The following is a 19,603-nucleotide window of genomic DNA, read 5'->3' as shown; positions in this document are numbered from 1 at the left end:
CGTTGGCAGGTGCTCCGCGCGTACGATTGGGTTTCAAGCCACCACGCGCTCGGCGCGTGTGCCTGTCCGCCTCTGGCGGAAAGTCAATCGCTCCGCGATTGGAAAAAGGTTCGCGCAAAGGTTAATATTTCTGCAGGCAGGATCGAACCGGCACGGTTTATTTATTTTTTTTATCTTATCAATAAAAATCTGATAGAATTCGTTATTTCATTAACGCATCAATTGAAACGCCTAACATTTGGACGATTTTGGCCGTAGTTTCAAGGGTTTCAATTCCAACAAGGTTACATTTAATGCCGCGGGCCGGAATCGAACCGGCATGGTTTATGCAACCGAGGGATTTTAAGTCCCTTGCGTCTACCAATTCCGCCACCGCGGCATCATAGTATGAGACCGGTTAGCAACTCAGAAACCAGCGACTAAATCCCGATGTGGGAATCGGGACAAGCGTCGCGGTTTCCTCGTAGATTTTAGGAACCGCGAGGTTCACTCGCAGGTTCCTAACCAGTCTCATATAGTTTTGAATCTTTTAAGCTTTTGAGGACATAAACATAATACATATTAAAATATCGCAATAGACTGGCACGGTTTATGCAACCGATAAGCAACATGCCTCTTGCGCCTGCCTGCGGCAGGTAAATCTACCAATTCCAATTTATCCGCCTTTGGCGGGCACCCGGGCTTAGAGAATCAGCGTCTTTTCTTTGCGGTTCCCTGTTTGCCTTCGATGTTGCGTTTGATGTCCAAGAGGCGTTCCTCGCTGGTCTTTAAGAATTGGGTGATCTTGTCTTCAAACGACCCCGGTTGAGGCTTCTCTTTCCCGCCGTCTTTCTTGCGCTTATCCTTGAAACTTCCAGCAAACCCTTGGTTTGCCTGTTTTCCGACAAGTTTGATCGAAAGGTCGTATTTGCCTTCTTTTACGAGGCCTAGGACTTTAACTTTAATTATGTCCCCGACTTTTAGATGCTGGTTGATGTCCGTGACATAAGTGTCAGAAACCTGGCTTATATGGACCAAGCCTACATTGCCGCTGCCAAGATCGACAAAAGCGCCGTAATTTGTAACTCCAGTAACCTTTCCTTCAACTTCACTGCCAATATCTAGCGGCATATTTTGTAAACAATTTCTCCTTTTTTGGCCATATTTAATCTTTCTCTGGCTAATCTTTCCAAATTTTTATCGTTTTTTGCCAAGGTGTCCGACAATTCATCGTTCTTCTGCGTAATTGTACTGATCCTTGCAAGAAGCGCAGTACGCTCCGAAATAAGCCCGTTGCGCTGTAATATGTCTTCCCTTATAAGATATAAAAAATAAAATAAGGCAATTGCAAACAATAACATCGCCCAAAATCTAATTCGCATCTTTTATCAATTAATTCTACCAAGTTCAAAGGAAATTGGCAATATAATAATTAATAATAAATTTACCCCAGAAAAGGGCAACCAGCGCGCCGGTTGTAAGCGCCGGAGCGAAGGGGATGTAATCTTTCATTGTTTTTCTCTTGAGGATGACAAGGATTGCCGCGGATGCGGCCCCAATAAAATATCCTAGCAGTAATGCTAAGAATAAGCCTTGATATCCAAGGCTTACTCCAAATGCGGCGGCTAATTTTATATCTCCGCCGCCCAGGACATCTTTCTTGTAATATAGTTTTCCAAGAAATCCTATTGTATAGAGTATAGAAAATCCTGAAACAAGGCCAAGCATGGACGAAATAATGTTCCCGGAGATAAAATTATATATTAGAGCGAGCGGGATGATCACAAAGAACGGCTGGTCCGGGACTATTTGCGTTTCAAGATCGGAGAAAAAAGAGATGAGTAGAAATGAAATAAAGGAAGCGTAGAAATAAAATCCCAAATCCCAAACCTGCCTGCCGGACAGGCAGGTCCCAAATCCCAACAATGAATTTATTAGAATAAAAAGAAAACCAGTCAGCAATTCGACGATGGGATATCTCAAAGAAATCGGCTGTTTGCAGGTGCGGCATTTTCCTTCAAGTATTAAATAGCTTAAAACAGGGATGTTGTCGTAAAAGTTGATGAGTTTATTGCAGTTTGGACAGTGGGACGGTGGATAGGCGACCGATTTCTCTTCAGGAAGGCGCGATATGCACACATTTAGAAAACTTCCGACTATCAGGCCGGCTGTGAAGACGAATATATTGACAAACATTGCCCAAAATTATATAGTAGCCTTAATGGGTAGTCAAATATGCAAATAGATGCCTTGCTTGAGATAATGGGCAAACAAAATGCCTCCGATTTGATAATTACTGTCAACAATCCTCCTGTTTTCAGGATAAGCAAAGACCTTGTCCGCTCAAACCAGCCGGCTTTTACAAAAGAAACAGCGAAAGAAATTATTTATCAAATGCTTTCTGCAGAACAAAAGGCCGATTTCGAGAAAGAAAAAGAGATCGATATCGCATATCAATTAAAAGAAACCCGATTCCGCGTGAATGTGCATTACGAGCGGGGAAATGCCGCTTGCGCGATAAGAAGATTATCGTCGAGGATACCAACATTGCAGGAATTGCTGATGCCGAAAGCCGTAGAGGATTTTAGCCGTTTGACCCAAGGGCTAATCCTCGTAACCGGCGTTACAGGCGCTGGAAAGAGCACGACCCAGGCTTCGATGATAAACCTTATCAACCAATCAAGGCCATGCCATATCATTACGATAGAAGATCCGATCGAATACATTCATGCGAATAAAAAGTCCATTGTAGAACAGCGCGAGGTCGGCATCGACACGGAAACTTTTGCGTCGGCATTGAGGCGCGTGTTGAGGCAGAACCCTGACGTGATACTTGTCGGCGAAATGAGGGACCTTGAAACGATCCAAACCGCGATAACCGCCGCCGAGACAGGACATTTGGTCATATCGACCCTCCACACGCCCGACGCCGCTCAGGCAATAGACAGGATGATAGATGTATTCCCTCCGGCGCAGCAGGCGCAGATAAGGCTGCAGCTTTCACTTACGATACAGGGAGTCGTTGCCCAAAAACTTTTACAGAAAAAAGATAAGAGCGGCGTTGTGGCTGCCGTTGAAATCTTGGCCGCGAACGGCGCCGTCAGGAACATCATCCGCAAATCCGCAACCCAAGACTTGTATTCGACGATCGAAACGGGAAGCAAGTTTGGGATGGTAAGCATGGATAACGCGTTAAAAGACCTATATCGGGCAAAGTTAATTTCCGAAGAGGCCGCGATCGAAAATTCCAGAAACCCCGATGAAATGGCAAAAAAACTGAAATTGGCGTAAATTATTGCGTTACCCATCACATTTATTGAAGAAGATATCTAAACACGGAAATCTTGTAAAAATCCGAGCGCTTCTAAATGATCCATCTATCCATACGGTTTGCGAAGAGGCGCATTGCCCGAATTTGGGCGAGTGTTTTGAAAAACATTCTTTGGCCTTTATGATATTGGGCGACGTCTGTACCAGGAATTGTTCTTTTTGCGCGGTAGCGGGCGGCATTCCTCAAACAGTCGATCCCGACGAGCCCAAAAAAGTTCTAGACGCGGTAAAAAAACTCGGATTAAAATATGTCGTGGTAACTTCTGCCACAAGAGATGATCTGCCGGATGGCGGCGCAGCGCATTATGCAAAAGTTATTGAAAACCTGCGACTGAACGTCGCGGTTTCCAAAATCGAGGTTTTAATCCCTGATTTTTGCGGAGATGAAGCGGCGTTAAAAACAGTCTTAGATGCCAAGCCGTTCGTCCTAAACCATAACGTCGAAACTATTTCCAGGCTTTATCCCAAAGTCCGTCCTCAAGCCGATTATATAAGGTCGTTAAAATTGCTTGAAATGGCCAAAAAGCTGTCACCTTCTATTTACACAAAGTCCGGTTTTATGGTAGGATTGGGAGAAGCGGATGAAGAGATAATTTCTCTTTTGCGGGATTTAAGATCAGTTTTTTGCGATATTGTGACGATCGGCCAATATCTTCCGCCATCATCCAAACATTTTCCGGTATCTCGATTTGTCGAACCCGAAACATTTGAATGGTATTCCCGTATAGGCCGAGAACTCGGATTTGAAAAAGTATTTTCAGGGCCATTTGTCAGAAGTTCATACAAAGCGGAGGAAATTTTGTGCTCCCCGAACAATCAGAAAGGTTATTAAAGCTGCCGGTCTATGTTTTCGCGAAACTCGATAAGATCAAAGCGGAAATGCAGGCAAAAGGCGCAGACCTGATCGACCTCGGCATGGGAAACCCCGATATCCCGCCGCCGCCGGATGTTGTATCGGCTTTATGCGAAGCCGTATCAAATCCGGAAAACCACCGGTATCCTTCGTTTGAAGGCGCTCCCGAATTCAAAGAAGCTTGCGCGCATTGGTGCAAGCGGCAATACCATATTGATATCGATCCCAAAGATGAAGTTGTAACGCTTATTGGGTCAAAAGAAGGCGTTGTCCATTTTTCATTCGCGTATATAAATCCCGGGGACGCGGTATTGGTCCCTATGCCCGCGTATCCCGCCCATTTCAGAGGCCCGATATTAGCCGGCGGCGAACCGATAATCCTTCCGACAACCGAGCATAGAGGATATCTTCCGGATTTCAAATTGATCGAGCCGCATGTTATCAAGAAAGCAAAAATGCTTATATTGAGCTATCCTACAAACCCGACAGGAGTTCTCGCAACAAAGGAGTTTTTCGCGGAAGCGGTCGCATTCTGCAAAAAGCACAATATTATTTTGGCCCATGATTTCGCTTACGCCGAAATTTATTTCGAAGGGAACAAACCCATTTCAATATTTTCGATCCCCGGGGCAAAAGATGTCGCTATCGAATTCCACACAACATCAAAAACATTCGGGATGCCCGGATGGAGATGCGGATTTGCGGTCGGGAACAAAACATTGATCGAAAGCTTAAGAAAGATCAAAACAAATTTGGATTACGGCCTGTTCACGGCCGTACAAAAAGCCGCGATCGTCGCGTTCAACCATAAGAACGGTTACATGGATAATGTCCGTGCCACATATCAAAGAAGAAGGGATGTTTTTGTTGACGGGATAAATTCCTTGGGCTGGAACGTCAAAAAGCCACAAGCTTCACTTTATGTTTGGATACCGGTCCCGCAGGGATTTGATTCTACCGAATTTACGATGCACCTCATAGAAAAGGCCGGAGTAGTTGTTTCCCCCGGAGTCGCATTCGGCGATATCGGCGAAGGATACGTGAGGATAGCGCTTGTAGCATCAGAAGACAGAATAAGAGAAGCTCTCGAACGCATCAAAAAAGCGAATATAACCTACAAATAGGTGAGGCATGAATAGACCGATAATTGCGATCACTATGGGAGACCCATCTGGAATTGGGCCAGAGGTAACTGTTAAGGCTGCCACAAATCCCGAGATTACAAATGTTGCAAGGATCGTTGTTATAGGCGACAGAAAAGTGATCCAATACGCGATAAAGATCGCACATCTGCCGGGAGTTACCGTAAATCCAATAAAAAAGATCGAAGACGCCAAATTCCAAAGAAATCAGATCGATGTGCTGGATCTCGATAATGTCGATATGAACAAGCTGAAATTGGGAGAAGTTTCATCCATGTGCGGAAAAGCTTCGTTTCAATATATCGAAGAGGCGACAAAGCTGGCGCTTAGTAAAAAAATCGATGGCATTACAACTGGGCCAATAAATAAAGAAGCTATTCACAAAGCCGGGTACAAATTCCAAGGCCATACCGAGATATTCGCTAAAAAGTCCAAGACAAAAAAATACGGGATGATGTTCGTCTCCGACAAACTTTGGGTAATACTCGTTACAACACACTTGCCTTTGAAATCCGTATCGCGAAGCATTAATAAAGCCAACGTATTGGAAAAAATTATTATGGCGAATGACGCATTAAGTAAAGCCAAAAGAAAAAAAGGCAAGATAGGTGTTGCAGGACTTAATCCTCACGCTGGCGAAGCCGGCATTTTTGGGTCGGAAGAAATAAAAATAATAAAGCCCGCTGTTGATGAAGCAAAAAAAATGGGGATCAATGTCAGAGGCCCAATTTCTCCCGATGCAATATTTAATTTGGCATCCGCCGGAGCTTTCGATATCGTAGTTGCCATGTACCACGATCAAGGCCTTATTCCTCTTAAACTTTTGTCTTTCAACAAATCTGTAAATGTCACGGTGGGGCTTCCTTTTATTCGCACATCAGTCGATCACGGGACAGGTTTTGACATAGTAGGGCGCGGGGATGCTAACCCGGGCAGTATGATACAGGCCATAAAAGTTGCGGCATCGTTTGCCCGCGCGAATAAATGACAAATTTCAAATGACAAATGTCAAATGAACGACTTATTAAGAACTACTAAAGAATTACTTTCCGCATACAACCGACACGCTCAAAAACGATTGGGACAAAATTTTCTTGTCGATCAAGCCGCGTTAGATCGAATTGTTGCTGCCGCAGAACTTACTCCTGATGATGATGTGTTAGAGATCGGGTGCGGGCTTGGCGTATTAACACAAGCTTTGGCTTCAAAAGCCAAGCATGTAACAACGCTCGATCTTGACCGCGAAATGATACAGATAACTAAAGAAGTCTTATCGAATTTTCAAAATGTCAATTTCGTCCATGCCGATTTCTTGGAGTGGTTGATAGATCGCCCATTTACTAAAGTTGTTGCGAATGTTCCGTATTATATAACTTCTCCGATTATTGAAAAACTTTTAAACGAGATGCGAGACGCGAGACACGTGACGCGTATTGTGTTAACGGTGCAAAAAGAAGTAGCGGAAAGAATATGCGCCAATTCCGGGACAAAGAAGTTCGGGTCGTTCAGTGTTTTTGTCCAAAACAGGGCGGATGTTGAGATCGCATCTCATATTTCAAGACGATCGTTTTATCCGCCGCCTAATGTAGATTCGGCGGTTCTTATACTCAAACCATTGGAACATTTGCGTTACGATATTAAAGAAGAAGTTGTGCGTGCGGCTTTTTCCCAGCGCCGCAAGATGATACGAAGTACGCTAAAAAAATACAATCTTGATTTCGAAAAGATTGGCATCGATTCGAGAAGAAGAGCAGAGACTTTAAGCCTAGAAGAATTTGAGAGAATTTCTAAGGAGACTTAAGCAACAAAAAAGCCCGAACAGGCTCGGGCTCTTTTTAACCAAATAAGAGGCAATTGCTTCGACAGGCTCAGCATAAACAATCTTTCTACATATATATCGTCAGATCCAAACCGAAATTTCACTTTTACAAAATAATCTTATTGATCAATTCGGGAGGTATAATTTGCTCATCGCCAATTGTATAAGCATTTCTGATGCGAGATTCAGCTATCCTTGCACTCCCAACGCTATTTGCATAAATGACAGCGAGAAGGCCTCCTTCTTCAACCCGAGCACCAACAAGAGCGAGATCTGCGGCTCCAACACCGTGGTCAATTGGATCTCCCGGTTTTGCGCGGCCAGCGCCTCATCCCGCCATTTGTACGCCTGCGCGTGCGTTACCGGTCGCGCCTGCCTAAACATCTCCAGCACAACTGACATTTTTTCCTCCGCCGTCCATTTCCTGTGCGTCATTCCCTGAACCCCCTTAAAACTCTCTTTCCAGTTAGTCCAATTATAACAGGGGGCTAAAAAGTTCTCTTAACATTATTGTTTTCTCCTTAAAATAAAAAATTGCACTTTGTCTCTTTGTCGCTATGCTTCTTTGTTTCTGTGTCTTAAGACACAGAAACTCAGTGACATAGGAACACAGCGACATAGAAACTTTCCAGATTATTATCTGAAGGATATTTGAAAAATTTTATGCAGATAAGGGCTATTTTTTATTTCGGAATATAAATTCATAGTGAAACATGGATGGTTTTAAAGTATAATATCTTTACAATGAAAGAATTCGAGGTCCTTTCCAAGCTAAAAAAGTACTTTAAGAAAAATTCTGAAAGATGCGGCATAAATTCGGCTTTTCTTTTTGGGTCATTCGCAAGAGGTTTTGTTAAAAAGGAATCCGATATTGACATCGCCGTCGTTTTTCCCAACGGAGCAATGTCCGACAAGGAAACCGCCGATATGGCGGCGGATATCGCAACTGATTTAGAGCTTGAAACCCATAAGCAAGTTGATGTTATACCGATATACAATGATTTCAGAAAGCCTTTCCTTTATTATAATGCCATTGTTTTGGGCGTCCCACTGTATATGAAAAACAGAGAGCTTTATTCCGGCCTTTACAATGCCGCCTTGTTTAATATGGAAGATTTTAATCTTTTCGGCGGCCGGCTTCAGCTTGAAGCGGCTAAAAATATATTAAAAGGGGTGTAATATGGCGGAGTTTTCTTACGCAAAAGGAAGAGTAGGGGATTCATTGCATTTTATTGCGAACGAAATGAAAGAATATGAAAATGACTACGGCGCGAGAACATGGGAAGAGTACCAAAAAGACATAAAACTCCAAAAGTTGGTTGATAGGACGGTTGAAAATGTTTTAACAGCCCTGATCGAAGTTTGCGGAACGCTTTTGGCCGAAAAAGGGATTTCTGCTGAAAATTACAGCGAGGTGCTAAGCAAAGCGGCTGATTTATTTGGATTTGACCTTGAAAGCCAAAAAAATTTGGCAAAGCTTGCGGTGCAGAGAAACCGGCTGGCCCACCGCTATCTTGATTTGAAATGGCAGGCCGTGAAGGCTTTTTCCGAACAAAAGGGATTAATTCTGCGATTAATCGAGAAAATATTAAACGCCCAAAGTTTGACCTGAACTAACTTGTTGAAATTGGTGCTTCATCATGCTACAAGCCATCAAGCCAATTAAAAAAAATATTTTCAAAAAAGTAAAATTTTCGGGGGGGCTGTCGATATATATGCGGGCCAAAAAGAAAAAGATAATCCATGGGAAAATGGGTTGATTTTTCAGAGGTCTCATCAGGAGGGCATAAAGCACGAATAACCGCGGCGTTCAGCCGCAGGTTATGAGCTTATGTTCTAATTGTACCAAGAATTGATGTCGAGGTAAAGGTAAATAGGAGGAAAATAAAATGGCAGGTTTTGAAGTTAAATTAAGAGCAGGGGAAACCAGGAACTGGGGAGCATTAAGGCAAAGAGCAACATTAGCAGGCGATCCTAGGAGAATAAGAGCCGGAGACGATTTATCGAATTTGGCTGAACTTATAGCTTTGCGCGGTACTCGACAAATAGCACTTCCAGAAATGATCGCCCTTTCACAGAAGCTTAGCATTATGAAGCCTGAAGTTACTGTTGGTTTGTTCAAACAAGTGATGAAAGGATATGAAATCATCGGCCATAACGCCGATAAGCTTAAAGCTCTTATTGATGAGCCTAAAGCCGCGGAAACAGCCCTAACTTATGTAAGGTTATTGGATGCTAGAGAATTTGCCAAATGGTTGAGCGCCCAAACCGGCAGAAAATTCAGAGTTCAAACTGAAAATGAATGGTCAAAGGCTAGAGACCAATTGTCAGGAAACAACTGGACTTGGACAGAAACTAAATATTCTGGCGATACTTATGTTCTCCGTCACCTGGGCAGCGACTACCGCGACTTCAACGGTCCAGAGGATCGTTGTAGCAGCGATGCGGTCCGTCTTGTCGAGGACATATAATAATTTACTCTTTATACTTTTAGTCTTTTACACTTCCGGAAAATTGAGAGGAAAGAATGGAAGTACCTAAAGTAATAACTTCGGCCTATGAATTCATAAAATGGGAGTGATGAAAAAGTAGCGAAAAAGTTCTCGTCTAATGGATAAAGGGTAAAAATTAAGCCAACGAAGCCGTTTTCCTGCTGATTATCAGGGCATTTTCTTCGAATTTCTGATTCTGGACATACTACGCCCTTGATTTTCTACGCTGATGAAAAAGCCCATTTTTTCATATTCCAACTCAGTGCGGTCAGAGTTGCGGCAAGATAATTTTTCTCAAGGCCGTAATACTTAGTCTTAACCCAGCCATACAATTGTTTCCAAGAACCAAAAACACCCTCGACAATGCTCCGACGTTTGGAAATGCTTTTGTTTCTGGCGATCTGGACTTGGGTCAATGGCCGATTTCTAAAACCTTTGTCGTGAATGCCGTCTTTTATGGCGGATCCTTTCCCGAAAGACGGCAAAGGTAGAAGCATCAGGCGCTTGCTCTTCCCACTTGAGCCCGGCGAATTTTCGGAAACTGATCCGATCGTTTAGCGCTTCTTCCAAATCTCGATCGCTTAAGTCGTGCCACTGCGCCAGCAGGAGCGCTTTGAAAATGATAATCGGATGTCAGGCAGGCCGGCCATTATTTTCGTCATATAATTTCTCGAATCGATAGCCGAACTTATTCCAATTAACTTTTTCGGATACTTTCTTTAGCCAGTGTCTATCCCAATTCTTTTCCGTGTGTGAGAGCCAGACATCCACGGAGGTTACCGAAGGATTCGTCTCTTTTTTGATCATAAAACAACACCTCCATATTGTGTTGCTTTATTTTCTCATATTTGGAGGAAGAACTGGAGCAGAAAAAAAAGAAACCGCGACTTTCAGTCGCAGGTTCTTTTTAGGGGTTTTTCAGCGGTCCCAAACTATACCCATGCCAAAAATAACTGTAGTTGGTGCCGTGAATGTCGGGGAGGCGTTAAGTCAAATTTATTAAGAATTCCTCGCAAGGTTGGAATAAAATATTGTCCTTCGTGAATGTTTCTTTCCCTCTATATAAGAATATTCGTTTTGCTTCAGGATAATCTTGCCCGAAAGCTTTGAGGGCGCTTGTGTCTTTCGGGTGGATTATGGCGGTGTTTTTGACCTCGATCGCTAGAAATGTGTTTTCTCCATAAACAATAAAATCAACCTCGTTCCCGGATAAAGTCCTCCAGAAAAAAAGTTTTGCGTCCATATTTTTATAGTCCATCCAAGCCCTTAATTGTTGCGCTACTAGCCCTTCAAGCGCGGGGCCGGCAAGTTCGCTGTTTTTATCGAGCGGGCCATGGGGGCGAAGCATGCGAAAAACGCCCGGGTCAAAGAAATACAGTTTGGGATGATTCGAAAGCACCCTTTTTGCCTTGGTCGAAAAAATCGGGACTTTGAACGCGATCAAAAGATCCACGATAATATCTATGTAACTTTCAACTGTTTTTCTCCCTATTTGGCATTCCCTTGCTATATTGCTAAGATTTAATATGGAACCATGTGAAAAGCTCGCAATTTCCAGAAATCTCGAGAAATTGCCGACATTTCTTGTCAATTCTTCCATTTTAACTTCTTCTCGGATATATAGATCAATGTAAGCTTTTAAAGATTCTTCTTTGTTATCTCCAGCTAAAACAACAGGGACCAGGCCAAATTGGATCGCGCTATCAATATTAAAAAGAGTTTTTAGCTCCGGTGCGGTAAAGGGATGGAGATGTTTCATCAGGGCGCGCCCGCCCAAAAGATTTATGCCGGCCTTTTTAAGTTTTCTTGCGCTTGAGCCGGTCAGTACAAATTGAAAGCCTTTTTTTTCTTCTATTAGCTTGTGAATAACGCTCAAAACTTCCGGCACCCTTTGCACTTCATCCAAAACAACTGTTTGCGATCCAATTCTTCCTGATAATAGGTCAAGGAGCTCCTCCGGGCGGGAGCTTAGGCGCCTAAACCAATCCGGAAGAAGGAAATCAACATAAAAAGAATTGGGAAAGAATTCTTTTACCAATGTAGATTTTCCTGTTCCGCGAGGGCCAAACAAGAAGAAGCTTTGGTTGGGCGGGACGAAAGACCTTTTAATATTGCTCATAATCCCTCCATATATGGTCTAAAAATGGAATAATTGACTCCAATAATGATGCAATTTAATTGATTTGTCAAGTGATGGAAATAATAATAGAATTCATGGGTCTGTTGCAGAATATGAGGAATCCATGCTAAAATACACCTATGCCAAAAATAACTGTAGTCGGCGCAGGGAATGTCGGAGGGCAGTGCGTATATCGCTTAGCCCAAAAGGGATTCAAAGATATTGTATTAATTGACGTTGTTGAAGGACTCCCTCAAGGCAAAGCCCTTGATATGATGCAGGCAGGATCCGTTGATGGGTTCACCGCTAATATCAAAGGCACAAACGATTATAAAGATACCAAAGGCTCCGATGTTGTAGTTATTACAGCTGGACTTGCGAGGAAACCTGGAATGTCCCGCGACGATCTTATCGCAAAAAATGCCGAGATCTTAGCTTCAATAGTCAAACCATTAAAAGAAAATTCTCCGAATGCTATTTTAATAATAGTCACAAATCCACTGGATGCCATGACCTATTACGCACTAAAGCTTTCGGGCTTTAAGCCAAATAGGGTAATTGGTATGGCTCCTGTATTGGACGGGGCTCGAATGAAACTCTTCATCGCTGAAGCTCTACATGCCGACCTTAAAGATGTTTATGCGGAAGTCATGGGCAGCCATGGAGATCTTATGGTTCCGATCCCAAGACTTTCAACTGTTGATGGGAAATCATTAACGGAAGTTTTAACTCCGGAGCAGATCAATGCAATCGTTCAAAGGACGAGAGATGGTGGGGCGGAAATAGTTAAACTCTTAAAAACAGGTTCCGCATATTATGCGCCAGGAAGTTCCGCCGCTGAAATGACCGAAGCGATCGTTAAAGACAGTAAGAAAGTCCTAGGCGTTTGCGCATACTTGAACGACGAATACGGAATAAACGATGTCTATCTCGGAGTTCCAGCCAAACTCGGGAAAAATGGCATTGAAGAAATAGTTAAACTCGATCTAACGGCTGACGAGTTATCACAGCTCCAAACATCGGCTAAGGCCGTAAAAAAACTTTGCAACAAACTGCCTGTGTAACTCGAATGGGAGTGGCGTCACTTATTATCACTAATTTACTTATCTCCAATTATTCGAATTGAGGCATACCCTTATCCCCCGAATTAACGCAAATTTACTCTAATTCGGATTTATGTAAATAAGTGATAATTTGAGGAATTAGAGACCTCCCAATTAGAGTAATAAGTGACAACCCAAATTCGTGATAATTGGAGTATAATTATACCAGTGCTTAAATGCGAGAAATTGCCGCTTCAAAAATAAAAGCTTCCGTTGCGAACTTGTGTTCGCTTGCGGCGTATGACCTGCCGCAAGACCTCGAGGAAGTGTTGAACCACGATCTAGCGCACGAGACATCCCCGCTTGGCCGCCAAATAATTTCTGAAATTATAAAAAACGCAGAGATCGCAAGACATAAGAAGCTGCCAATATGCCAAGATACAGGTATGGCATGCGTTTTTGTTGAATTGGGCCAGGATGTGCACATTTTGGACGGGGATATCACCGAATCGATCAATGAGGGTGTTAGCCTCGGATACAAAGATCTCCGAAAATCAATCGTGTCCGATCCATTCCACAGAGTTAATACAAATGATAACACGCCTGCAAATATTCATTTAGAAATTGTTCCGGGGGATAAAATAAAAATTACGGTTTTGCTAAAGGGCGGGGGAGCCGAGAATGCGAGTTTTGTGCAAATGTTCCTGCCAACCGCAAAAAAAGAAGAGATCGTCGATTTTATTGTAAAAAAAGTCAAAGAAAACGGGCCAAAAGCTTGCCCTCCAATAATTGTAGGTGTTGGAATTGGCGGATCGTTCGATACGGTAGCTTATCTTGCTAAAAAATCCTTGATCCGTCCGGTAAAAAGCCATAATAGTGCATTCGAAATAGCCGAATTTGAAAAAGAAATGCTCGAAAAAATTAACAAAACGGGTGTTGGGCCTATGGGCGTTGGCGGCAACATTACGGCGCTTGCTGTCCATATAATTACAGCGCCATGCCACATCGCGAGTCTTCCTGTTGCCGTGAATTTTGGTTGTCATGCGAATAGGTATAAAGAAATAATATTATGAGCGAAGCCATGCCTGCCGGCAGGCAGGAAATAACTATAAAAGCTCCATTAAAAGACGAAGAAATATCAAAACTGAAAGTTGGAGACCGGGTTTTTATCAATGGGATCCTATATGTTGCTCGTGATCTAGCCCATATGAGAATTATTGGACTAATAGAGAAGAAAAAACCTCTTCCATTCGATATGAAAGGCCAAATAATATTTTATGCGGGGCCAACGCCGGGTAAAAATAGTTTGGTTTCAACAATTGGGCCTACCACGGCATCGCGCATGGACAAATTTCATGAAGAGCTTCTCGCACAAGGAATAAAAGCGACAATAGGGAAAGGGCCAAGAAATCCCGATGTTAAAAAAGTTTTAGAAAAATATAGGGCTGTCTATTTTATCGCAACCGGTGGAGTGGCGGCGCTTCTAGGCGAGAAGGTTATAAGCGCGGAGATGGTCGCATTCCCCGAACTTGGGCCAGAAGCGATCTTAAAACTCGAAGTTTCGAAATTCCCGGTAATTGTCGCGTATGATTCCAATGGCGGAGACCTTTTTGAGGAAGGACGAAAAAAATACGGAACCTGAGACTAAAGTCTCGGTTCCGCCTAAAAATCTGTAGAATTAATTCTACAGATTTTATTTTAACCGCGAATTTATTCGCAGGTTTATAATATATGAAAGACTGTAAAGAATTCTTTATAAAAGTAAAAAAGCAGAACCTTGTATTTTACGCGCCTTTTTTTGACGCATACCAGGGCATGCTTTCACAGAGGACGCCGAAGCCGCCAAAAGGCAATGAAGCATTCTTGCAGTTCTTGGTTTCTCCCGATTTTATCCATGATTTCAAGAAATTAATTAAAAGATTGAAGTTGAAAATTGAGAAATCAAATTAACCTGCGAATGAACTTCGCGGTTACTTTGATTAACTTTAACCGCGGCGTTTAGCCGCTGGTATATAAAGGAACCTTGTATGAACGAATACTTTAAAAATTTTCTCGAAACTTTTCGACCAAATGAATATTTGGATTCGATATATCAAGTTGACTTCACAACTCTTCGGAAAAAAGGGATCAAAGCATTAATTTTGGATCTTGATGAAACACTTCTACCAAAAGAACTACTAGAAATCTCCCCTGTCCTTTTCTCGTTCATCGAGGGGATAAAAGATAAAGGCTTTTCGATCTATTTGATGTCTAATAGCTCAAAAGAAAAACGCGTCGAGCATGTGGCGAGCACATTTAAGATCCCTTATATGACATATGCCATGAAGCCTTTGCCGTTTTCATATAATTCCGCAATGAAAGAGCTGGGCGTTATAAATTCCGAGACGGCTGTGATCGGCGACCAGTTATTTATGGATATTTTGGGCGGGAACTGGGCTCGAATGTATACAATAATGGTAAGGCCGATGAATCCTGAAAAATTATGGATCAGAAAGGTTATGCGCCAGGCGGAAGATTGGGTTTTGAAGCAATTAAGTTTGTAATAAACAAACCGCGAGCCGTGCCTGCCGGCAGGCAGGGTTTACTCGCAGGTTTGTTCGTTAAATCAGATTTTTCAGAGCTAATTTAATTATTTCTTCAACACTCTTTGCGTTCTCGATATTTAGCTTCATTATCGCGTCGCGCGCTTCACGCGGCGAATATCCAAGCGTTATTAAAGCGGATATCGCATCCGATATCATTGTCGTGTCACCAGAAATACCTTTGCCAATTTCAGATGGCTTTATCCCATAGGTTTTTCCAATTTTTTCTTTGAGTTCTATTATTATTCTCTGGGCCGTTTTTGATCCGACACCTTGAATTGATGATAATAGCGTTGCATCGCCCTGGGATATCGCTGAAATAAGCTTTTCGAGCGGAAGTCCTGATATGATAGACATTGCGCTCTTAGGCCCTATTCCTGAAACTGAAAGTAGGGCGTTAAATAGATTTCTTTCTTCTTTTGACCTGAAACCATAGAGAGAATTCGAGTCTTCCCTTACAATTTGTTCGGTATAAACTTTTACTTTATCGCCTATAGAGCCTATTTCGTTTATAAGAGCTGTCGTTGCGAATATTTTATAGCCAATACCTGCTACATCGACAGTTATCGAATTTAAGTCTATTTGATCTAGTATTCCCACAATATGTGAAATCATTTTTTTAGCCCTCAATCACTTCCTGGGCCCTTTAGGGCCTTATCTTCTCTCTATATTATATGATATGAGTGAAGGTGGCAAATGGCAATGGCAAGAGCGTCGGCTGTATCATCCGGTTTTGGGACTTCTTCAAGCTTGAGAAGATTCTTAACCATCTGTCCGACTTGGTTTTTATCCGCTTTCCCATAACCTGTTATCGCAAGCTTTACTTGAAGAGGGGTGTATTCTGCTACAACAACTTTTGCTCTCGCTGCAGCCAAAAGGGCCACTCCTCTAGCTTCCCCGACAGAAATCGCTGTTTTGCTGTTTGTTGCAAAAAAGAGCCGTTCGATAGCGATGCAATCGGGACGAAGTTCTTTTAGGAGTTTTCCCAATTTCTCGTAAAGGATACGCAACCTTTCGTGAGGGAGGTTTTCTTTTGTGGTCCTGATGCAGCCAAACTCCAAAGCTTTTAGCGATCTTTCGGAATCAGTTACCAAGCCAAAACCCATTATTGCAGTTCCCGGATCGATTCCGAGTGTTTTCATAAGGCGATTATATCACAGGTTTATCTCAACAATTCCCGAGAACTCCGAGGTTTTATAGTCGGGGGATCTCCCGATCTCGGTATCAAGCCTAGCCGTTATGTGCACAATGTCGGACATATCATATCGCCCTCGGACCGAGAAATTTGTTTTTTCGGCTGCAGCTCCCGCATATGACTTTGAATATTGGAAGTCACCGTCGATCCTCAATTTGTCCATGATCCTAATTATTATTCCGCATCCGGGCTGGATCGAATATATCTCATTATTAGCCGATGCCAAATAATTTGTTGTCTGCGAATACGCGTATGACGGGCTTATTGTAAGCCAGTTGTTCAAATTATATATGAGCTTGAGGCTGCCTATTTGCGCAAGACTTGAAATCGCATTATCAATTGCCTCTCCCGATCCGCTTCTCAAAGTTTTTCTTATATAGCTTCCGTCGATCGCCAATACTTCGGAAAGCGATGTTTTTATGATCGCGTCAAATTCTTTGTTGCCGGCATTGCTTGTGCTGTATGAGGCCGGCTCGCTTGTTGATGTAAGCGTCAAAGCTTTGGAGTTATCCAGGATATAGTTAAATTCGCAGGACATAAATTTTAACGGAGCGGTTTTTAGCGAATATATCGTAGTTGAGCCGTCGAGCATATTTTGTTTTCTTGAATAATTGGGATAATCGTTCTTGTCGATATTATATCCATTGTTCAATTGGAGGGAATATCCAAGCATGGTTTCCGAAAAAATAAATATATTGGCTTCCATTTGCTGTGTTTGATTGTTGTAAGAGACCCCTTGCGACCGGCTCAATACTTTGAGATTGGGTTTGTTGTAATAGCGCAGCCTTAATTTATCGAGGGGGCGGAATTCAAGATTGAACGATCCTTCTTCTTTTCTTATCCCTTCTTCAGTTGAGCCAAAAGTTTCTTTTAGGGTGCTTACCGTGTATTTTCCAGTTGTCTTTAATTGCGAGATCGGATCGGCTTTGAAGGATAGGTCGGTCGATTGGCTGATGCCTGCTTGCGCATCGTCCACATAATTAAGCGTTGAAGCAATAAGGTACTCCCTTTTCGGGGATGCGGATAGATTGACGATATATGTTTTGGTGATAGGGCGGAGGCCGCTTGGAAGGCTTGTTTCTTTAAGCTCAAAATTGCTTGCAGCCTGAAAGTAGTCTTGAGGAAGCAGAGATACGGCCGCATTTAAGGTCTTATAAGTTGTTGCTTCTTCGGACGGGGACGTTATCGTTCTTTTTTCTTTCCCGCCTTTCAAACTCATTTTAACAAGCCCAAGCGAGTGTTGAAGTTCCAGGAAATTCCTGACCGTTAGCCGGTCTATCGGCTGTGTTGTCACTGGGTCGTTGCTTTCCAATATGTCGCTTAATGTATATTCCGCGGACGGCAGGTTTTTTAACGACAATTTTGCCCGCATTCCTTTGTTTAAGATCCTATAATTGACATTTTCCTGCAAATATCTTGATTCGTCGGCGTTTGATGAGATAAATAATAATTCATTCGGCCTAAAAGAAAGAAGGTTTGAATATTCCGTCAGGTTTTTCTTTGGCGAGGCTTCCGATGCGGGAAGGAATTGCGCCCCGATCTTTTTGTATTTTGAGGCGATAGATATCGGGCCAATTTGGGAAGATAAGGTGACCTTTCCCGCTCGCCCTGTTTCATCCGTAGAATTGCTCGAAAGGATATTTTGTTTTTTTACAGAATATGCCGCTTCGCCGCCGATAGTTAATATGTCACCTGCGGAGTATGTCCCGTCCACCCCGAATATGTAGTGGCTTTTTGGCTCCTGCGATACATTTTGCGAGATGACCGCCGCATTATTCAAAAGGTCCGAGTCATTTATATATGTCGCGCCGAGCTTCAAATTGCCGGAGGGAGAGGCCTTGCCCCTTATTACATACGTGGAATGCTGATAGGGCGTATCCCTTAGGTCGAAAGAAGTTTCGATGATCGATATGCTCTTTATCGTCTTATATTTGAATGTTATTGTCCCTGCCTGGTAATCGACTTCATAATCGTTCCCTCTTTTTTGAATGATCCCATCCAGGTACACTTGTTCGGAATCGACGACCAAAGGGGAATAGCCAAGATTATACGGCCCCTGCGTATTGTCGCCGTACATCCTTTTTATTTTTGGCTGTCCCTTTGGGGACGAAGCTATTGCCTTGAACCCGAACCGGTCGTTTTCGCCTTTTACCTGCAAACCTGAAAGCTTTTTGTTGATGTTTGAAAATTCAAGGTCGTCGATGTTCGGCGAAAAGTCCCCGAAATATGCTTCAAGCGGCCCTTTTTTCAAAAGAATGCTGACATTTTCCTCTCTTGAAGCTGTTTGCGTCGCTCCGATCTGCGAAGTCGAGAAAAAATTCGCATTTACTTCCGCGCTTTGGATCACGCCCGACACATTTATCCTCAATGATTCTTCGCGGTTAATGCCAGGCAAGAATCCCTCTTTCGTCCCTTCGATGCTTTTTTGTGAAAAAGAAAACACACGGCTGCCTTTTATTACGAGGCTTGGCGCTTCTTGCGATATAAATTCCGTTTGCGGCGAAAGCTCGAGCCCAAAGGCTTCTTTTGAAGCGGATTTAAACAAAGACCGTTCCGCTCTAGGCGATGACCTTTGGGATGCCGGCCTGTCTTGAGACTTAAATGCCCGATACCATATCCTTTTTGTTATAAACTCTGTAGTATATTTTTTGCCGTTAGAGATCCGGACAAGTTCGAGAAGCTGGTCAAAAAATGACTTTTCAATATCCTTCTGGTATTTTATGTAAATATAGAGGGGTCGCCAACCTTCCTCGCCTTTATCGGCAACATTGAAAGATGCGCGCCATGCGTTCTCTTCTTTTTTTAGGTCTAATACGCTCTTCCCGTCAAATGACAAGGAAATGCTTTCGGCTTTCAGAGCGGTTCTGACCGCGATCTTTGTGCTTTCACCTACAACAAGCGGATATGATGGGAAAAAACTAATGCTGAATTCCTGTGTTTTATATTCGCGGTCGAACGGCAATCTTCGCAGATCTTCATCAGCGAATATTTTTGGGGCGCTTATTGCAATAAGGATCAGGAACGAAAGAGCGATCCTGCAAAAAGGCAT

Annotated in this window: 25 protein-coding genes and 1 tRNA gene; 14 read left to right on the top strand and 12 right to left on the bottom strand. The window is 42.9% G+C overall.

The genetic code is table 11. From position 1 onward, the window contains the following. The coding region (locus HZC34_01290) for a hypothetical protein (protein MBI5700464.1) at positions 1-258 on the top strand (258 nt) is incomplete at its 5' end. Positions 259-294: 36 nt separating this feature from the next. On the opposite strand, the gene HZC34_01285 is transcribed toward HZC34_01290, so the two are convergent. The 4 genes from HZC34_01285 to HZC34_01270 all read right to left on the bottom strand — a co-directional run bounded on the left by HZC34_01285 (position 295) and on the right by HZC34_01270 (position 2,175). Next, a tRNA-Leu gene (locus HZC34_01285) sits at positions 295-379 on the bottom strand. A gap of 311 nt (positions 380-690) precedes the next feature. After that, the gene (locus HZC34_01280; protein MBI5700463.1) at positions 691-1,110 is read right to left on the bottom strand and encodes a S1 RNA-binding domain-containing protein; all 420 of its coding nucleotides are present in this window, start codon (positions 1,108-1,110) and stop codon (positions 691-693) included. Further along, a complete protein-coding gene (locus HZC34_01275; GenBank protein ID MBI5700462.1) occupies positions 1,101-1,361 on the bottom strand; it encodes a septum formation initiator family protein in 261 nt (86 codons plus the stop codon). The genes HZC34_01280 and HZC34_01275 overlap by 10 nt, the downstream gene beginning before the upstream one ends. A 25-nt stretch (positions 1,362-1,386) precedes the next feature. Further along, positions 1,387-2,175, bottom strand: coding sequence for a prepilin peptidase (locus HZC34_01270; GenBank protein MBI5700461.1), 789 nt, complete (start codon positions 2,173-2,175; stop codon positions 1,387-1,389). Positions 2,176-2,214: 39 nt separating this feature from the next. On the opposite strand from HZC34_01270, the gene HZC34_01265 reads away from it, so the two are divergent. From HZC34_01265 to rsmA, 5 genes are read left to right on the top strand one after another with little or no spacing between them, the layout of a single operon-like run. Beyond that, positions 2,215-3,270, top strand: coding sequence for a type IV pilus twitching motility protein PilT (locus HZC34_01265; GenBank protein MBI5700460.1), 1,056 nt, complete (start codon positions 2,215-2,217; stop codon positions 3,268-3,270). 4 nt (positions 3,271-3,274) lie between these two features. Further along, positions 3,275-4,141 (top strand): lipoyl synthase, encoded by an 867-nt coding sequence (lipA, locus tag HZC34_01260; protein ID MBI5700459.1) that lies wholly within the window; start codon positions 3,275-3,277, stop codon positions 4,139-4,141. Further along, positions 4,090-5,286, top strand: coding sequence for an LL-diaminopimelate aminotransferase (locus tag HZC34_01255; GenBank protein MBI5700458.1), 1,197 nt, complete (start codon positions 4,090-4,092; stop codon positions 5,284-5,286). Before lipA ends, HZC34_01255 begins: the two co-directional genes overlap by 52 nt. 7 nt (positions 5,287-5,293) lie before the next feature. Next, a complete protein-coding gene (pdxA, locus tag HZC34_01250) occupies positions 5,294-6,292 on the top strand; it encodes a 4-hydroxythreonine-4-phosphate dehydrogenase PdxA (GenBank protein ID MBI5700457.1) in 999 nt (332 codons plus the stop codon). A gap of 24 nt (positions 6,293-6,316) precedes the next feature. Beyond that, positions 6,317-7,105, top strand: coding sequence for a ribosomal RNA small subunit methyltransferase A (gene rsmA / locus HZC34_01245; GenBank protein ID MBI5700456.1), 789 nt, complete (start codon positions 6,317-6,319; stop codon positions 7,103-7,105). A 124-nt stretch (positions 7,106-7,229) separates the two neighbouring features. Here the strand turns inward: rsmA and HZC34_01240 are convergent, their stop codons facing one another. Continuing rightward, positions 7,230-7,421, bottom strand: a complete 192-nt coding sequence (locus HZC34_01240) for a hypothetical protein (protein ID MBI5700455.1) — start codon at positions 7,419-7,421, stop codon at positions 7,230-7,232. Positions 7,422-7,867: 446 nt separating this feature from the next. On the opposite strand from HZC34_01240, the gene HZC34_01235 reads away from it, so the two are divergent. The 3 genes from HZC34_01235 to HZC34_01225 all read left to right on the top strand — a co-directional run bounded on the left by HZC34_01235 (position 7,868) and on the right by HZC34_01225 (position 9,594). After that, positions 7,868-8,302, top strand: coding sequence for a nucleotidyltransferase domain-containing protein (locus HZC34_01235; protein ID MBI5700454.1), 435 nt, complete (start codon positions 7,868-7,870; stop codon positions 8,300-8,302). A 1-nt stretch (position 8,303) separates the two neighbouring features. Further along, positions 8,304-8,735, top strand: a complete 432-nt coding sequence (locus HZC34_01230; protein ID MBI5700453.1) for a DUF86 domain-containing protein — start codon at positions 8,304-8,306, stop codon at positions 8,733-8,735. Between the two features lie 277 nt (positions 8,736-9,012). Beyond that, positions 9,013-9,594, top strand: a complete 582-nt coding sequence (locus HZC34_01225; GenBank protein ID MBI5700452.1) for an SUMF1/EgtB/PvdO family nonheme iron enzyme — start codon at positions 9,013-9,015, stop codon at positions 9,592-9,594. A gap of 242 nt (positions 9,595-9,836) precedes the next feature. Here HZC34_01225 and HZC34_01220 read toward each other — a convergent pair whose 3' ends face one another. The 4 genes from HZC34_01220 to HZC34_01205 form a co-directional block, all read right to left on the bottom strand. Further along, entirely contained in the window at positions 9,837-10,112 is a 276-nt protein-coding gene (locus tag HZC34_01220; GenBank protein MBI5700451.1) for a transposase, read from the bottom strand. Then, on the bottom strand, positions 10,042-10,242 hold the full coding sequence (locus tag HZC34_01215) for a transposase (protein MBI5700450.1): 201 nt from the start codon (positions 10,240-10,242) through the stop codon (positions 10,042-10,044). Before HZC34_01215 ends, HZC34_01220 begins: the two co-directional genes overlap by 71 nt. A gap of 6 nt (positions 10,243-10,248) precedes the next feature. After that, positions 10,249-10,422 carry a hypothetical protein gene (locus HZC34_01210; GenBank protein ID MBI5700449.1) on the bottom strand — a complete coding sequence of 58 codons (174 nt, stop codon included), beginning with the start codon at positions 10,420-10,422 and terminating at the stop codon, positions 10,249-10,251. A 178-nt stretch (positions 10,423-10,600) separates the two neighbouring features. Continuing rightward, a complete protein-coding gene (locus tag HZC34_01205) occupies positions 10,601-11,734 on the bottom strand; it encodes an ATP-binding protein (protein MBI5700448.1) in 1,134 nt (377 codons plus the stop codon). 140 nt (positions 11,735-11,874) lie between these two features. Here HZC34_01205 and mdh point away from each other — a divergent pair, with 140 nt between their 5' ends. The 5 genes from mdh (at position 11,875) to HZC34_01180 (ending at position 15,320) form a co-directional block, all read left to right on the top strand. Further along, the gene (gene mdh / locus HZC34_01200) at positions 11,875-12,798 is read left to right on the top strand and encodes a malate dehydrogenase (protein MBI5700447.1); all 924 of its coding nucleotides are present in this window, start codon (positions 11,875-11,877) and stop codon (positions 12,796-12,798) included. Positions 12,799-13,013: 215 nt separating this feature from the next. After that, a complete protein-coding gene (locus tag HZC34_01195) occupies positions 13,014-13,850 on the top strand; it encodes a fumarate hydratase (protein MBI5700446.1) in 837 nt (278 codons plus the stop codon). Between the two features lie 8 nt (positions 13,851-13,858). Continuing rightward, complete coding sequence (locus tag HZC34_01190) at positions 13,859-14,419, top strand: fumarate hydratase C-terminal domain-containing protein (protein ID MBI5700445.1); 561 nt, start codon at positions 13,859-13,861, stop codon at positions 14,417-14,419. A gap of 89 nt (positions 14,420-14,508) precedes the next feature. Then, entirely contained in the window at positions 14,509-14,727 is a 219-nt protein-coding gene (locus HZC34_01185) for a hypothetical protein (GenBank protein MBI5700444.1), read from the top strand. Between the two features lie 77 nt (positions 14,728-14,804). Further along, entirely contained in the window at positions 14,805-15,320 is a 516-nt protein-coding gene (locus HZC34_01180; protein ID MBI5700443.1) for a YqeG family HAD IIIA-type phosphatase, read from the top strand. A 57-nt stretch (positions 15,321-15,377) separates the two neighbouring features. Here HZC34_01180 and ruvA read toward each other — a convergent pair whose 3' ends face one another. From ruvA to HZC34_01165, 3 genes are read right to left on the bottom strand one after another with little or no spacing between them, the layout of a single operon-like run. Further along, positions 15,378-15,974: a Holliday junction branch migration protein RuvA gene (ruvA, locus tag HZC34_01175; protein ID MBI5700442.1), complete on the bottom strand. Its 597-nt coding sequence runs from the start codon at positions 15,972-15,974 to the stop codon at positions 15,378-15,380. 50 nt (positions 15,975-16,024) lie between these two features. After that, entirely contained in the window at positions 16,025-16,501 is a 477-nt protein-coding gene (ruvC, locus tag HZC34_01170; GenBank protein MBI5700441.1) for a crossover junction endodeoxyribonuclease RuvC, read from the bottom strand. A gap of 12 nt (positions 16,502-16,513) precedes the next feature. Beyond that, complete coding sequence (locus HZC34_01165; GenBank protein MBI5700440.1) at positions 16,514-19,603, bottom strand: hypothetical protein; 3,090 nt, start codon at positions 19,601-19,603, stop codon at positions 16,514-16,516.

This window comes from Candidatus Saganbacteria bacterium (assembly GCA_016223245.1).
Taxonomy (GTDB): domain Bacteria; phylum Margulisbacteria; class WOR-1; order XYC2-FULL-46-14; family XYC2-FULL-37-10; genus JACRPL01.
The sequence above is the reverse complement of the archived record's forward strand: the minus strand, read 5'-3'. Positions and strand labels throughout refer to the sequence as shown.

What these genes read in the sequence shown, in the direction of transcription:
- HZC34_01185 (MBI5700444.1), top strand. Translation starts at nt 14,509, where the DNA reads ATGAAAGACTGTAAAGAATTCTTTATAAAAGTAAAAAAGCAGAACCTT.
- HZC34_01220 (MBI5700451.1), bottom strand. Translation starts at nt 10,112, where the DNA reads ATGCTTCTACCTTTGCCGTCTTTCGGGAAAGGATCCGCCATAAAAGAC.
- ruvA (MBI5700442.1), bottom strand. Translation starts at nt 15,974, where the DNA reads ATGATTTCACATATTGTGGGAATACTAGATCAAATAGACTTAAATTCG.
- HZC34_01235 (MBI5700454.1), top strand. Translation starts at nt 7,868, where the DNA reads ATGAAAGAATTCGAGGTCCTTTCCAAGCTAAAAAAGTACTTTAAGAAA.
- HZC34_01265 (MBI5700460.1), top strand. Translation starts at nt 2,215, where the DNA reads ATGCAAATAGATGCCTTGCTTGAGATAATGGGCAAACAAAATGCCTCC.
- rsmA (MBI5700456.1), top strand. Translation starts at nt 6,317, where the DNA reads ATGAACGACTTATTAAGAACTACTAAAGAATTACTTTCCGCATACAAC.
- HZC34_01180 (MBI5700443.1), top strand. Translation starts at nt 14,805, where the DNA reads ATGAACGAATACTTTAAAAATTTTCTCGAAACTTTTCGACCAAATGAA.
- pdxA (MBI5700457.1), top strand. Translation starts at nt 5,294, where the DNA reads ATGAATAGACCGATAATTGCGATCACTATGGGAGACCCATCTGGAATT.
- ruvC (MBI5700441.1), bottom strand. Translation starts at nt 16,501, where the DNA reads ATGAAAACACTCGGAATCGATCCGGGAACTGCAATAATGGGTTTTGGC.
- HZC34_01190 (MBI5700445.1), top strand. Translation starts at nt 13,859, where the DNA reads ATGCCTGCCGGCAGGCAGGAAATAACTATAAAAGCTCCATTAAAAGAC.
- HZC34_01280 (MBI5700463.1), bottom strand. Translation starts at nt 1,110, where the DNA reads ATGCCGCTAGATATTGGCAGTGAAGTTGAAGGAAAGGTTACTGGAGTT.
- HZC34_01205 (MBI5700448.1), bottom strand. Translation starts at nt 11,734, where the DNA reads ATGAGCAATATTAAAAGGTCTTTCGTCCCGCCCAACCAAAGCTTCTTC.
- HZC34_01210 (MBI5700449.1), bottom strand. Translation starts at nt 10,422, where the DNA reads ATGATCAAAAAAGAGACGAATCCTTCGGTAACCTCCGTGGATGTCTGG.
- HZC34_01225 (MBI5700452.1), top strand. Translation starts at nt 9,013, where the DNA reads ATGGCAGGTTTTGAAGTTAAATTAAGAGCAGGGGAAACCAGGAACTGG.
- mdh (MBI5700447.1), top strand. Translation starts at nt 11,875, where the DNA reads ATGCCAAAAATAACTGTAGTCGGCGCAGGGAATGTCGGAGGGCAGTGC.
- HZC34_01270 (MBI5700461.1), bottom strand. Translation starts at nt 2,175, where the DNA reads ATGTTTGTCAATATATTCGTCTTCACAGCCGGCCTGATAGTCGGAAGT.
- HZC34_01165 (MBI5700440.1), bottom strand. Translation starts at nt 19,603, where the DNA reads ATGCCTTTTTGCAGGATCGCTCTTTCGTTCCTGATCCTTATTGCAATA.
- HZC34_01195 (MBI5700446.1), top strand. Translation starts at nt 13,014, where the DNA reads ATGCGAGAAATTGCCGCTTCAAAAATAAAAGCTTCCGTTGCGAACTTG.
- HZC34_01275 (MBI5700462.1), bottom strand. Translation starts at nt 1,361, where the DNA reads ATGCGAATTAGATTTTGGGCGATGTTATTGTTTGCAATTGCCTTATTT.
- HZC34_01230 (MBI5700453.1), top strand. Translation starts at nt 8,304, where the DNA reads ATGGCGGAGTTTTCTTACGCAAAAGGAAGAGTAGGGGATTCATTGCAT.